This window comes from Thauera sp. DNT-1, assembly GCF_055393985.1.
The window spans coordinates 4,086,644-4,099,542 of record NZ_AP043752.1 but is presented as its reverse complement, the minus strand read 5'-3'; the positions used below and the strand labels follow the sequence as shown (position 1 = coordinate 4,099,542).

10 protein-coding genes are annotated in these 12,899 nt (G+C 71.6%); 6 read left to right on the top strand and 4 right to left on the bottom strand.

The window, feature by feature from the left end:
• Nucleotides 1-7 precede the first annotated feature (7 nt).
• Entirely contained in the window at nucleotides 8-373 is a 366-nt protein-coding gene (locus ACZ5PP_RS18930) for a response regulator (RefSeq protein ID WP_004325667.1), read from the bottom strand.
• A gap of 16 nt (nucleotides 374-389) precedes the next feature.
• Nucleotides 390-1,595 (bottom strand): methyl-accepting chemotaxis protein, encoded by a 1,206-nt coding sequence (locus tag ACZ5PP_RS18925; protein ID WP_156147756.1) that lies wholly within the window; start codon nucleotides 1,593-1,595, stop codon nucleotides 390-392.
• 282 nt (nucleotides 1,596-1,877) lie between these two features.
• On the opposite strand from ACZ5PP_RS18925, the gene ACZ5PP_RS18920 reads away from it, so the two are divergent.
• From ACZ5PP_RS18920 to ACZ5PP_RS18905, 4 genes are all read left to right on the top strand, one after another.
• A complete protein-coding gene (locus tag ACZ5PP_RS18920; protein ID WP_004326303.1) occupies nucleotides 1,878-3,383 on the top strand; it encodes a sensor histidine kinase in 1,506 nt (501 codons plus the stop codon).
• Nucleotides 3,384-3,393: 10 nt separating this feature from the next.
• The gene (locus tag ACZ5PP_RS18915; RefSeq protein WP_231570595.1) at nucleotides 3,394-4,941 is read left to right on the top strand and encodes a hybrid sensor histidine kinase/response regulator; all 1,548 of its coding nucleotides are present in this window, start codon (nucleotides 3,394-3,396) and stop codon (nucleotides 4,939-4,941) included.
• Between the two features lie 9 nt (nucleotides 4,942-4,950).
• On the top strand, nucleotides 4,951-5,631 hold the full coding sequence (locus ACZ5PP_RS18910; protein ID WP_012584960.1) for a response regulator: 681 nt from the start codon (nucleotides 4,951-4,953) through the stop codon (nucleotides 5,629-5,631).
• A gap of 99 nt (nucleotides 5,632-5,730) precedes the next feature.
• The gene (locus ACZ5PP_RS18905; protein WP_052484341.1) at nucleotides 5,731-7,869 is read left to right on the top strand and encodes a putative bifunctional diguanylate cyclase/phosphodiesterase; all 2,139 of its coding nucleotides are present in this window, start codon (nucleotides 5,731-5,733) and stop codon (nucleotides 7,867-7,869) included.
• An 18-nt stretch (nucleotides 7,870-7,887) separates the two neighbouring features.
• On the opposite strand, the gene ACZ5PP_RS18900 is transcribed toward ACZ5PP_RS18905, so the two are convergent.
• On the bottom strand, nucleotides 7,888-8,787 hold the full coding sequence (locus ACZ5PP_RS18900) for a DMT family transporter (RefSeq protein WP_043741876.1): 900 nt from the start codon (nucleotides 8,785-8,787) through the stop codon (nucleotides 7,888-7,890).
• Between the two features lie 301 nt (nucleotides 8,788-9,088).
• On the opposite strand from ACZ5PP_RS18900, the gene ACZ5PP_RS18895 reads away from it, so the two are divergent.
• Nucleotides 9,089-9,604 (top strand): AmiS/UreI family transporter, encoded by a 516-nt coding sequence (locus ACZ5PP_RS18895; protein ID WP_464826458.1) that lies wholly within the window; start codon nucleotides 9,089-9,091, stop codon nucleotides 9,602-9,604.
• A 286-nt stretch (nucleotides 9,605-9,890) separates the two neighbouring features.
• Entirely contained in the window at nucleotides 9,891-11,390 is a 1,500-nt protein-coding gene (locus tag ACZ5PP_RS18890; RefSeq protein WP_040828719.1) for a nucleobase:cation symporter-2 family protein, read from the top strand.
• A 92-nt stretch (nucleotides 11,391-11,482) separates the two neighbouring features.
• Here the strand turns inward: ACZ5PP_RS18890 and ACZ5PP_RS18885 are convergent, their stop codons facing one another.
• On the bottom strand, nucleotides 11,483-12,826 hold the full coding sequence (locus ACZ5PP_RS18885) for an amidohydrolase (RefSeq protein WP_040828715.1): 1,344 nt from the start codon (nucleotides 12,824-12,826) through the stop codon (nucleotides 11,483-11,485).
• Between the last annotated feature and the right edge of the window lie 73 nt (nucleotides 12,827-12,899).

The window sequence follows — 12,899 nt, the reverse complement described above, 5'->3', positions numbered from 1 at the left end:
GGCGCGCTCACATCACCAGCTTGGACACCGCCGCCAGCATCTGCTGCGGCTGGAAGGGCTTGACCACCCAGGCGCGCGCGCCGGCTTCCTGGCCGAGGCGCTTCTTCTCCTCGGCGGCCTCGGTGGTGAGCATGATCACCGGGGTGAACTTGTAGCTCGGGTTCTTCTTGACCTCGCGCACGAAGGCGATGCCGTCCATGTTGGGCATGTTCACGTCGGAGATGATGAGATGAACCTTCTGGCCGCCGAGCTTGCCGAGGGCGTCGCGGCCGTCGCAGGCCTCGATCACCTGGTAGCCGGCGCCCTTGAGCGACAGGCTCACCACCTGGCGCAGCGAGGCGGAGTCGTCGACGATCAGCACGGTCTTGGACATGGGGGAGTACTCCTGCTCAAAAGAAGGTGATGTCGCCGCCAGCCGGGGCGGGGTTCGCGTCGGCGCGGCGGGCGTGTTGTTCGAGGGTGGTGTAGGTGCGCTCGAGCGCGGCGATCCAGGCGGCGACGTCGATCGGCGCCGGCACCCGCCCGCCGGCGAGGCGGGCCTCGTCTTCGGCGACCTGGGCGGCGAGGCGCGCCATGTCGGCGCGCACCGCCTCGAGGATCTGGCTGACGCGGTCCTGGAACTGGAGCTGCACCAGCACGCCCTCGATGCGGGACTGCACCGCGGTGCTGTCTTCCTCGAGAGCGCGCGCGGCCTGCGCCATGGCGTTGCCGACCTGGTCGAAGCGGCCGACCACGCTGCCGATCGCCGCCTCGGAGTCGCGCACCAGGACGGCGTCGCCGCGGGCCATGTGCTCGGCCGCTGCGAGCGCCTCGGCCATCGCGGCGTGGGCGCTCTCGACCTTGGCGCGGATACGCTCGCCGGTGGCGCCGGAGAGGTCGGAGAGCTTGCGCACCTCGTCGGCGACCACCGCGAAGCCGCGCCCCAACTCGCCGGCGCGGGCTGCCTCGATCGCCGCGTTGAGCGCGAGCAGGTTGGTCTGCTTGGCGATCTCGCCGACCTCGCTCGCCATGCGCATCAGCTCCTCGGTGACCTGGGCGAGGCGGGCGACCGCCTGCGACAGGCTCTGCTTCTCGGCGAGCGCGGCGTTGAGCCCGGCGAGCACGCGGTCGAGCTCGCCGCGGGCATGGCCGATCACCCCGACCACGCTGTCCTCGCCGCGGTCGGCGGTGGACTGGCGCGAGCGCAGCAGCGCGTCCTGCAGGCGCTCGAGGATGTGCGCGAACTCGCCGGCGAGCGCGCCCACGGCGGTCTCGGTCTGGCTGCGCGAGATGCCCACGTGGTCGTGCCAGCGCGCCAGCGCGGCCTGCGCCAACTGCTGCAGGCTGGCGAGGTAGGCCTCGCGCTCGGCCAGGCGCGCACGCTCCGCCGTGGCCACGCGCGCCGCGACGTCAGCCTGGCGGGCGCGCTCGCGACGCAGTATCCACCATGGCAGGGCGAGGCCGGCGACGCCGACGACGCCCGCCGCGACGACGCCCGCCGCGCCCGGCACGAGCGCGCCGAGCAGCAGCGCCCCCGCCAACCCGGGCGCGGCGAGCGCAGCCAGGGGCAGGAGCTGCGAATCCTTCGAGGCGGGAGCCTGGGGGGCTTGGGACACTTGAGGCTTCTCCACTTGTGCCGCACCCGCCTTGTGGCGCTGCGACGATTCCTGTTCCGTGCGGACTTCGCTCACGGAGCGCTCCGCGCGAAGATGGAACCCATCCGGGGAGTGCCGTTAAACTCCGCATCCGCCCGGGGTTTGCCGGCGGCATGCATTTCCGTCGCCTGCATGTTCCCGCTCCGGGGCGTCTAGGGACAATCGGTAAAATTCCGTGCATGCCCCTAGGGGATTGGACTAGTCGGAAAGCAGGAGCAGGCTCATCGAGACGGAGGGATTCGCGTGCTGATCCGCAGGCAGCAATGGGCGATCGCGATCGCGTCGCTGATCACCGTCGTGGTCGCCACGGGGCTGTGGATCGCGAACAACCTGGCCTTGCGCGCCGAACTGGAGCGCGGCCGCATGTCGGCGCAGATCGGGCCGGTGGGCGCCGCGCAGATGCGCTCGCGCATCTTCGAGTTCCTCGCCGAGCCCTCGCCGGCCGCGCGCGCGCGCTGGTACGAGAGCCACCAGGCGCTCGGCGCGCTGCTCGCGCCCGCGCTGATGGACGGCACCCCCGGCGAGCCGATCATCGCGGGCCTGCGCGCACGCCACGCGGAACTGCCGGCGCTGTTCGAGGCGCTCGCCGCCGATCGCCTGCGCGAGGCCGCGGGCAGCACGCCGACGCCCGAGTTGCTCGACGCGCAGCGCATGGCCTCGGTGCACTTCATGGAGGCGACGCAGCAGGTGGCCAGCGACACCTTGCGCCTGCTCGATCTCGGCCAGGCCCGGCTGGAACGGCTGCATGCCGATCAGGAGCGCCTGATCGCGGGCCTCATCCTCGCACTGGGCCTCGTGATCGGCCTGGAGCTCTTCCTGGTGCATCGCCGCATCCTCGATCCGCTGCAGGAACTGCACAAGGGCGCGCGGGCGATCGAGAAGGGTCACTACGAGCACCGCCTCGGCATGTCCGGCAAGGACGAGATCGCCCAGGTCGGTGCGCAGTTCGACCACATGGCCGACGCGCTCGGCGAGACCCTGCAGGCCCTGCACCAGCAGCGCAGCCAGCTCGAACTCGCCAACCGCGAGCTGGAGAGCTTCAGCTACTCGGTGTCGCACGACCTGCGCGCACCGCTGCGCGGCATCGGCGGCTGGGCGCAGGCGCTCGAGGAGGATCACGGCGCCGCCCTGCCCGTGGAAGCGCAGGAATACCTCGCACGCATCCGCGGCGAATGCGCGCGCATGAACCTGCTCATCGAGGACCTGCTGCAGCTGGCCCGCGTCACCCGCAGCGAGCCGTCCTTCGAGTGGCTGGAGCTCGACCTGCTCGCCCGCGAGGTGGCCGAGCGCGTGCGCGAGAGCTGGCCGGGGCGCGACATCGAGTTCGTGATCGCCCCCGGGCTGACGGTCTGGGGCGACCGCCGCCTGCTCGGGATCGCGCTCGCCAACCTGTGCGACAACGCCTGCAAGTTCACCGCGCGCGTGCCGCGGGCGCGCGTCGAACTCGGCTGCCGGGAAATCGTCGATCCCCTCGGCACGCGCGTGCTGCGGCAGTATTTCGTGCGCGACAACGGCGCGGGCTTCGACATGAAGCACGCCGCCCGGCTGTTCGTGCCCTTCCAGCGCATGCACTCGCAGCGCGAGTTTCCCGGCACGGGCATCGGGCTGGCGATCGTGCAGCGTATCATCCAGCGTCACGGTGGCACCCTGGAGGCCGAGGCGAGCCCTGGCGAGGGCGCCTGCTTCCGCTTCACCCTGCCGCTGCTGCCCGGGCCGCCGGCCCCTGCACGCAACGGAACGCCTGCCTGAGGCGAGCGCCTTGACCCCTCTCCCGAACTCCGCCTCCGCCCCCTCCCCGAGCTCGCCTGCGGAGTCTCGCACCGCTCCCGCGCCGCGCGCGCTCGCCGTGCTGATGGTGGAAGACTCCGAGAGCGATGCGCTGCTGGTGTTGCGCGCGCTGCGCCGAGCGGGCTTCGCGCCGCGCCATCGCCGCATCGAGGACGGCGCCGGAATGCGTGCGGCGCTCGTCGAGGAGACCTGGGACGTGGTGCTCTCCGACTTCAACCTGCCGGGGTTCGACGCGCGCAGCGCGCTCGCCGAGCTGCACGCGAGCGGGCTCGACCTGCCCTTCATCGTGGTCTCGGGCACCATCGGCGACGAGACCGCGATCGAACTGATGCGCCGCGGCGCCCACGACTACCTGATGAAGGACAACCTCGCCCGCCTCGCCCCCGCGATCGAGCGCGAGCTCGGCGAGGCGCGCGTCCGCGCCGAGCGCCGACGCGCGCTCGCCGCCCTGCACGACAGCGAGGCGGTGCTGCGCGAGGCGCAGCGCATCGGCGGGGTCGGGCAGTGGCGCAGGGACCTGCCGGGCGGCGCGCCATGGTGCTCGGACACCTTGTTCGCGCTCTTCGGCATGGCCCCTGTGGCGGGCGAGGATGCGCTCGACGCCCTGCTCACCCGCGTGCACCCGGACGACCTCGGCCGCCTGCTGCAGGCGCATCGCGAGCTCGCGGCCGGCAGCGAGCGCGTGGAACTGGAGTACCGCATCGTCCATGCCGACGGCAGCCTGCGCTACGTGCTCGAGTGCGCCGCCCGCAGCCGCGGCGTCGAGGCTGCGACGCCGCGCCTGATCGGCACGGTGCACGATGTCACCGCGCAGCGCGCCGCGGCCGAGGCCTTGCGCACCGCCAACGCGCGCCTGCGCCAGATGTCGCTGCGCGTGCTCGACGCCCAGGAGGCCGAGCGCCGTGCGGTGGCCTACGAGCTGCACGACCAGATCGGCCAGGCGCTGACCGCGGTCAAGCTCGACCTGCAGGCGATGACCCCGCATCTGGACGCCGGCCCGGCGGTGGCGCGCCTGGCCGCGGCCATCCACACCACCGAGGAGGCGCTCGCGCAGGTGCGCGGCCTGTCCCTGAACCTGCGCCCGCCGCAGCTCGACTACATGGGCCTGGAAGCCTCGCTGCGCTGGCACGCCGAGCGCGAATGCGCGCGCGCCGGGCTGGCGCTCGACTTCGCCGGCAGCGTGGGCGAGTTCAAGGCGGAAGAGCGCTGCGCGATCGTGTGCTTCCGCCTGCTGCAGGAGGCGCTCACCAACGTCGTCCGCCATGCGGCGGCGAAGCGGGTGCGCATCGCCCTGTCGGCCGCGGACGGCCGCCTGGACCTGGAGATCGCCGACGACGGCCGCGGCTTCGACCTCGCGCGCGCGCGCCGGCGCATGCTGGAGGGCGCCAGCGTGGGCCTGCTCGGCATGGAGGAGCGCGCCGCGCTCATCGGCGGCGAGGTCCACATCGACGCGGCGCCCGGCGCGGGCACCCGCATCCGGGTCAGCCTGCCCTGTACCGCACACGCCGCCGCGGCGTAGGATTCGGCCATGGAAGGAATGCGAGTTCTGCTGGTGGACGATCACAGCCTGGTGCGCGCGGGCATCCGCGCGCTGCTCGGCTCCATCGCGGGCGTGGCCGGCATCGAGGAGGCGAGCAGCGGCCGTCAGGCGGTCGAGCTGGCGGCGACGATGCAGCCCGACCTGGTGCTGATGGACATCGCGATGGACGACATGGACGGCCTCGCCGCCACACGCACGATCGCCGCGGCGCATCCGCACATCAAGGTGGTGATCCTGTCGATGCACGACACCGGCGACTTCTTCGAGCAGGCGCTGCGCTGCGGCGCGCGCGGCTACCTGCTCAAGGACGCCGCGGTGGCCGAGCTCGAGATGGCGATCGCGGCGGTGATGCGCGGCGACGTCTATCTGAGCCCGGCGGTGTCGCGCCACCTGGTGGGCAACATGCTCGCCCGTCCGCCCGAGGACGAACGCGCGGCGAGCGTGCTGACCCCGCGCCAGACCGAGATCCTCGAGCTCATCGGCAGCGGCCTCGGCACCAAGGAGATCGCCCGCCGGCTCGACCTCAGCGTCAAGACCGTGGAGGCGCACCGCGCGCAGATCATGGAGCGCCTGGGCGTGCGCGACATCGCCAACCTGCTGCTCGAGGCCGCGCGCCGCGGCCTCATCACGCTCGGCAAGCGCTCCACAACCCTAGACGCGCCTCGGTAATCCAAGGGATTGCCGCCACGGCCCGCCGGCTTATCATCGCCGCATGGACCGGAGTGCCGGAGTGCGCTTGCGGCCGCACCCCGCAATGGAAGGGCAAGCATGGGCGAGACCGTCAACCTGCTGATCGTCGAGGACAACGAATCCGATGCCGCGCTGGTCGTGCGCCAGCTCGAGCGCGCCGGCTACACGGTGGCGACGGCGCGCCGCGTCGATCGCGCCGCGGAACTCGGCGCCGCGCTCGAGGCCTGCGCGTGGTCCGCGGTGCTGTGCGACTACGCCCTGCCCGGGTTCAGCCCCGAGGAGGCGCTCGCCCAGGTGCAGGCGAGCGGCCTCGACCTGCCCTTCGTGGTCGTCTCGGCCTCGCTCGCCGACGAGGAGGCCGGCCGCCTGATGGCGCTCGGCGCACACGACTACGTGCACAAGCACGATCTCGCGCGCCTCGCCCCGGCGCTGGCGCGCGGCCTGGCCGAGGCGCGCGGGCGCCGGGCCCGCCGCCACGCCGAGGACGGCCTGCGTGCCCGCGAGGCCCACCTGCGCATCTGGGGCGAGGTCGTCGAGGGCCTGCACGAAGGCATCGTGGTGACCAACCTCGCCGGCGACATCCTCGACTGCAACCCGGCCTTCGAGCGCATCACCGGCCATGCGCGCGCCGAGGTGCTCGGGCTCAATCCGCGCGTGCTCAAATCCGGCCGCCACGACGCCGCCTTCTACGCCGGCATGTGGGACGCGCTGGTCACGCGCGGCTCGTGGGTCGGCGAGGTGTGGAACCGGCGCAAGAGCGGCGAGATCTACCCCGAGCGCCTGGCATTGCGTGCGGTGCGCGGCGCCGACGGCCTGCCCACGCACTACGTGGGCATGTTCAGCGACATCAGCCGCGAGAAGCGGGACCAGGCCCGGCTCGACTACCTGACCCACCACGATCCCCTCACCGGCTTCGCCAACCGCCAGCTCTTCATGGAGCGGCTGCAGCAGGCGGTGGAGCGCGCCTCCGCCGGCGAGGGCAAGGCCGCGGTGCTGCTGCTCGACCTCGACCGCTTCCGGCGGGTGAACGAGAGCCTCGGTCAGGACGCCGGCGACCGCCTGCTGCAAGTGATGGCCGAGCGCATCGCGGGCTGCCTGAAGCGGCGCAGCAGCCTCGCCCGCCTGGGCAGTGACGAGTTCCTCGTGCTGATCACCGAGTTCACCGATGCCGACGCGCTGGCCGCGCTCGCGCGACGCATCCTCGACGAGATCGCCCGCCCGGTGACGGTCAACGGCCAGCTCCTGCACATGAGCGCGAGCCTGGGCATCAGCGTCCATCCTCAGGACGGCGCCGACGCCGAGCACCTGCTGCAGGCGGCCGAGGCCGCGCGTGCGCAGATCCGCCACGGCCTGGGCAACCGCCTGCACTTCTTCACCGCCGGCATGGACACCCGGGCACGGCGCTGGATCGAGGTCGAGAGCGAGCTGCGCCATGCGCTCGCGCGCGGCGAGCTGCAGCTCTACTACCAGCCGATCGTGTGCGTGCGCGATGGCCGCGTACGCACCGTGGAGGCGCTGCTGCGCTGGAACAGCCCCGCGCTGGGCTGGGTGTCGCCGGCGGAGTTCATCCCGGTGGCCGAGGAGAGCGAGCTGATCGTCGCGATCGGCGACTGGGCGCTCGAGACCGCCTGCCGCCAGGTCCGCCATTGGCAGGACACCGGCCTGCCGGCGGTGCGCGTGGCGGTGAACGTCTCCGCGCACCAGCTCGCGGGCGGGCGCCTGCCCGAGCGCGTGCGCGAGGTGCTCGAGCGCACCGGCATCGACCCCGGCCAGCTCGAGCTCGAGCTCACCGAGAGCGCGATGATGAGCGACAGCGAGCACGGCGCGCGCCAGGTCGAGGCGATCAGCCGCATGGGGGTGAGCGTCGCGCTCGACGACTTCGGCACCGGCTACTCCTCGCTCGCCTACCTGAGCCGCTTCGCCCTCACCAAGCTGAAGATCGACCGCAGCTTCGTCGATGGCCTGAGCCGCGACCCGAAGAGCTCGATCATCGTGGATGCAACCCTGGGCCTGGCGCGCGGCCTGGGCCTGCGCGTGGTCGCCGAAGGCGTGGAAACGGAGGAGCAGCGCGCGCTGCTCGCCGCCGCCGGCTGCGACGCGCTGCAAGGCTATCTGTTCAGCCCGCCGGTGGCGCCCGCGGCCCTCGGCGCGCTGATCGACCGCTTCGCGCCCGCCGAGCGCTACGCAAAGCCGCGCGTGGTCGCGATCGGCGCCTGAGCGCGGCGCGCCCGCCGCTCAGCGCGGCGACGCGCGCCTGGCCTGGCGCAGCGACCACAGGCTCGTCAGCGCCAGCGCGCCGACGATCAGCGCCATGCCGGCGAATTCCACCGCGGTGGGGCGCTCGCCGAGCTCGATCCAGCCCGCGAGCGCACCCACCATCGGGATGCCGAGCGCGGACAGCCCCGCCACGCCGGCGGACAGCCTCTGCAGCACGAACAGCCACAGCAGCCAGGCCAGCCCGGTGGCGAACACCGCGTTGAACACCAGCGCGCCCCAGAAGTAAGGCGTCGGGTCGATCGGCCGCGAGGGGTGGAGCAGCGCCAGCACGCACAGCGCGACCGCGCCGAACAGCATCTGCCAGGCGGTGAGCGAGAGCAGGTCGAAGTCGTGCGCGCGGCGCATGCGCTTGGCCTGCACCGAGGCCGCCGCCCAGGTCACCCCGCCGGCGACCGCGAGCAGGTTGCTGAAGGCGCTGCCGCCCATCGCCCAGGGCTCGAGCACCAGCACGAGGCCGCAGCCGGCGATCGCATTGGCCACCCACTGCATGCCGCGCACGCGCTCGCCGAGGACGAACCAGGCCATCGGCACCACCCAGAACGGCATCGTATACACCAGCACCGCGGTCTTGCCCGCGCCGCCGGCCACCAGCGCCCACTGGATCAGCGCCGTGAAGGCGCCGGTCTGCAGCACGCCGAGCAGCGCCACCTCGCGCACCTGCTGCAGCCCCAGCGGGCGACGCAGTGCGATCAGCACCACGAAGAGCGTGGCGGCGCCGAGCGCGGTGCGGATCGCCGAGAAGTCGAAGGGATCGACGTACTGGATGACCTGCTTCATGACCACCCAGTTGTAGCCCCAGATCAGCGACAGGAGCGCGAGCGCGGACAGCGCCAGGCGCGGCGAGCCGGATGCGGACATCGGACCTCCAAAAGGAAAATGCCGCGGCGCCCCGGAAGGGAGCCGCGGCCGAAGGGATCCGCCGGGGAGACGGCGGCGAGCAACAGTGCGGGACGGATTATGCGCCAGCGCCGCCGGGGGTGTCATATCGCATCGGTGATGTAGCCCATCCGCGGGGAGCGGGCGATCGGCACGCGGCGTCGCGCGACGGGGAAGCGCGACGTGTGCGCGCCCTGATGCGCGGCATCAGCCTGCCGCACTGCGCGCGCGCGTCTCGGCCACCTACACTGCGCGGCCCCATCGTACGTCCCTGGAAAACCTCATGCTGCTCGGCCTGTCCCTGTTCTACGTCGGCGCGGTCCTGATCCTCAACGGCCTGTGGATGCTCGGCCGCATCGGCGACCGCGAGATCACCATCATCAACCTCTGCACCGGCGGACTCACCCTGCTGGTCTGCCTGCGCCTGGCCCTCGGCGCCGACGCCGACGCGGCGTCGATCCGCGCCGCGGCCTTCTCGCTGCTGTTCTCCTTCACCTACCTGTGGGTGGCCTGGAACCGCCTCACCGGCGCCGACGGGCGCGGGCTGGGCTGGTTCAGCCTGTTCGTGGCGATCACCGCGCTGCCGATCGCGGCCGACACCCTGCGCACCGCCGACAGCACCTGGGACTGGTGGCTCGGCCTGTCGTGGGCGGCGTGGGCGGTGCTGTGGCTGATGTTCTTCCTGCTGCTGGCCCTGCACAGACCGATCGCGCGCGCGACCGCGTGGATGGCGATCGTCCAGGGCATGGGCACCGCCTGGCTGCCCGGCTACCTGCTGCTGACCGGCGCACTGTACTGAATGCGCGCCGCCCGCGGATGCCGCTGCGAGCCCTTCACGCCACGTGATGCTGCACCGCAAAAATATAAAATTTTATATTCGAGGTATTCGCCAGACTCGCTCCCGCCGCGAAGGCGAATCCCTAGACTCCGGTTCAAGTCGGCAGCAGACCCTGGCCGCGCCCTCCGCCCCTCCCCGACGGCAGAGGGCGCACCACCACCCCGACCCCTGCACGGCGCCGCGATGACCCGGGACCACCCGGGCGGGACGGCGCGGAAGAGACACACAAAACATGAAGGAGACGAACATGTCCGACCTCGCACTGCAAGGCGGAAGCGACCCGGTCCATCCGGTCGACGAGAAACTGCCCGGCGGGCGGCTCGCCGCGTTGGGCATGCAGCACGTGCTGGTGATGTATGCCGGCGCGGTCGCGGTGCCCCTGATCGTGGGGCGCGCGCTCGGCTTCGGCCCCGAGCAGGTCGCCCTGCTCATCTCCGCCGACCTGTTCTGCTGCGGCCTGGTGACGCTGATCCAGTCGCTCGGCTTCGGCAAGTACTTCGGCATCAAGCTGCCGGTGATGATGGGCGTGACCTTCGCCGCGGTGGGGCCGATGGTGGCGATGGCCAACGTGCAGGGCGGCCCCGAGGGCGCGCGGGCGATCTTCGGCGCGATCATCGGCGCGGGCATCCTGTCGATCTTCATCGCCCCCTTCATGAGCCGGCTGCTGCGCTTCTTCCCGCCGGTGGTGACCGGCACCATCATCGCGATCATCGGCATCAGCCTGATGCGGGTGGGTGTGGGCTGGGCGCTGGGCGGGCCGGCCCACCTCGCGCAGGGCGTGGATGTGCCCAAGCTGGTGCAGATGGTCGACGGCGCCAAGGCCAGGGCCGCCGAGGCGGGCGTGGAGCTCGCCAAGCTGCCCGGCCCCATCCCGATGGTGGACAACGCGAGCTACGGCGCGCTCGACACCATGGCGGTGGCTGCCTTCGTCTTGGTGGTGATCCTGCTGCTGGTGCGCTACGGACGCGGCTTCGTGGCCAACATCGCGGTGCTGCTGGGCATCGTGGTGGGCTGCGTGGTGGCCGTGGTGATGGGCAAGATGCATTTCGACAAGGTCGCCAAGGCCGACTGGTTCGACGTGGTGACCCCCTTCGCCTTCGGCATGCCGACCTTCGACCCGGTGATGGTGCTGACCATGACCCTGGTGATGATCGTGGTGATGATCGAGTCGGTAGGCATGTTCCTCGCGCTCGGCGAGATCACCGACAAGCGCATCAGCCGCAGCGAGCTCGCCGCCGGCCTGCGCACCGACGGTCTCGGCACGCTGATCGGCGGCCTCTTCAACACCTTCCCCTACACCAGCTTCTCGCAGAACGTGGGCCTGGTGGGCGTGACCGGCGTGAAGAGCCGTTGGGTGTGCGTGGCTGCCGGCGTGATCATGATCGTGCTCGGCATGCTGCCCAAGATGGCGGCGCTGGTGGAGTCGGTGCCGACCTTCGTGCTCGGCGGCGCGGGCCTGGTGATGTTCGGCATGGTGGCGGCGACCGGCATCCGCATCCTCGCCAACGTCGATTTCCGCGCCAACCGCAACAACCTCTACATCGTCGCGCTGTCGATCGGCTTCGGCCTGGTGCCGCTGGTGGCGCCGCGCTGGATGCAGCACATGGCGCACAGCCTGCACCCGCTGCTCGAGTCGGGCATCCTGCTGACGGCGATCTCGGCGGTGGTGCTGAACCTGTACTTCAACGGCGGCCGTGAGGACCGCGCCGGGGCGATCGAGGCGGCGAAGGCGGCCGAGGCGCACTGAGCGAGAGGCCGCTGCCCAACACGGCGCACGCAGCATGAAGAACGGGGGCCGCTGGCCCCCGTTTGCGTTGCAGCGGACGACGCGAAGGCCGCTCAGGGCTTTGCCAGGAACTCGAGCGTCATCGCCGCCATCGCCTTCGCACCGGCCGGCATCGCCGCCTCGTCGAAGTCGAAGGCCGGGTTGTGGTTGGGCGCCGCGGTGGCCGGGGTCTTACCTTCGGGTGCGGCGCCCAGGATGATGTACAGGCCGGGCACCACCTTCTGGAACTCGGAGAAGTCCTCCGAGGCCATCAGGCGCGAGGTCTGCATCGCCTTGCCGCCGCTCACCTTCTTCAGCACCGGGGCCAGCATCTCGGTCAGCGCCTCGGGGTTGGTCGTCACCGGATAGGCGGACGGCCCGAAGCTGACCTCGGCGGTGGCGCCGCTGGCGGCCGCGATCGACTCCGCGGTGCGCGTGATGCGCTCCTTGGCGTCGGCGCGCATGGCCTCGTCGAAGGCGCGCAGCGTGCCCACCATCTCCACCGCCTCGGGGACGATGTTCTCGCGGTTGCCGCCGTTGATCTGGCCGATCGACAGCACCGCCGGCTCCTTGCTGATGTTGAGCTGGCGGCTGACGATGGTCTGCAGCGCGGTTACCACCTGCGCCGACACCACGATCGGATCGACACCGTTCCACGGGAAGCCGCCGTGGGTCTGCTTGCCCTTGATCTTGATGCGCACGGTGTCGCCGCTGGCGAACTGCGGGCCGCTGCGGTAGCCGATCATGCCCGAGGGCATGTTGGGGATGATGTGCAGCGCGAAGGCGACGTCGGGGCGCGGGTTGTCGAGCGCGCCCTCCTCCACCATGGCCTTGGCGCCCCAGCTCTTGCCGGCTACCGGCGCCGACGAGAGGCCTTCTTCAGAGGGCTGGAAGACGAACTTGACCGTGCCCGGGATCTGCTCGCGCATGCCGGCCAGCACCTCGGCCACCGCCATCAGCATCGCGGTGTGGCCGTCGTGGCCGCAGGCGTGCATGACCGGCGACTCGACGCCCATGTTCATCTGCTTGACCTGCGACGCGAAGGGCAGCCCGGTGACCTCGGCCACCGGCAGCGCGTCCATGTCGGCGCGCAGCGCGACGACCTTGCCCGGCTTCCCGCCCTGGAGCAGGCCGACCACGCCGTGGCCGCCCACGCCGGTGCGCACCTCCATGCCGAGCTTGCGCAGGTGCTCGGCGACCAGCGCCGCAGTGCGCACCTCCTGGCCGGACAGTTCGGGGTGCTGGTGGATGTCGCGCCGCCACTCGACCATGCGCGGCTGGATGGCGTCGAAGCGGGTGGCGAGCGCCTGCAGGGTGGCGTCGTCGAGCGCCTGGGCGGAGGCGGCAGCGCCCTGGCCGAGCAGGGCAAGGGCCGCGGCGAGGCGCAGCATCGTGAATGTTCGCCTGGATGTTTTCATTTTGGATTCTCTCTGAGCAAGGGGTGGGGAAGGCCGGCCACGATCACGCGCAGCGGGCGCGGCCGACCTGGAA

Bases quoted from the DNA above. Each gene is read 5' to 3' on its own strand.
- ACZ5PP_RS18910 (WP_012584960.1), top strand. From the start codon at position 4,951: ATGGAAGGAATGCGAGTTCTGCTGGTGGACGATCACAGCCTGGTGCGC.
- ACZ5PP_RS18900 (WP_043741876.1), bottom strand. From the start codon at position 8,787: ATGTCCGCATCCGGCTCGCCGCGCCTGGCGCTGTCCGCGCTCGCGCTC.
- ACZ5PP_RS18930 (WP_004325667.1), bottom strand. From the start codon at position 373: ATGTCCAAGACCGTGCTGATCGTCGACGACTCCGCCTCGCTGCGCCAG.
- ACZ5PP_RS18905 (WP_052484341.1), top strand. From the start codon at position 5,731: ATGGGCGAGACCGTCAACCTGCTGATCGTCGAGGACAACGAATCCGAT.
- ACZ5PP_RS18885 (WP_040828715.1), bottom strand. From the start codon at position 12,826: ATGAAAACATCCAGGCGAACATTCACGATGCTGCGCCTCGCCGCGGCC.
- ACZ5PP_RS18890 (WP_040828719.1), top strand. From the start codon at position 9,891: ATGTCCGACCTCGCACTGCAAGGCGGAAGCGACCCGGTCCATCCGGTC.
- ACZ5PP_RS18895 (WP_464826458.1), top strand. From the start codon at position 9,089: ATGCTGCTCGGCCTGTCCCTGTTCTACGTCGGCGCGGTCCTGATCCTC.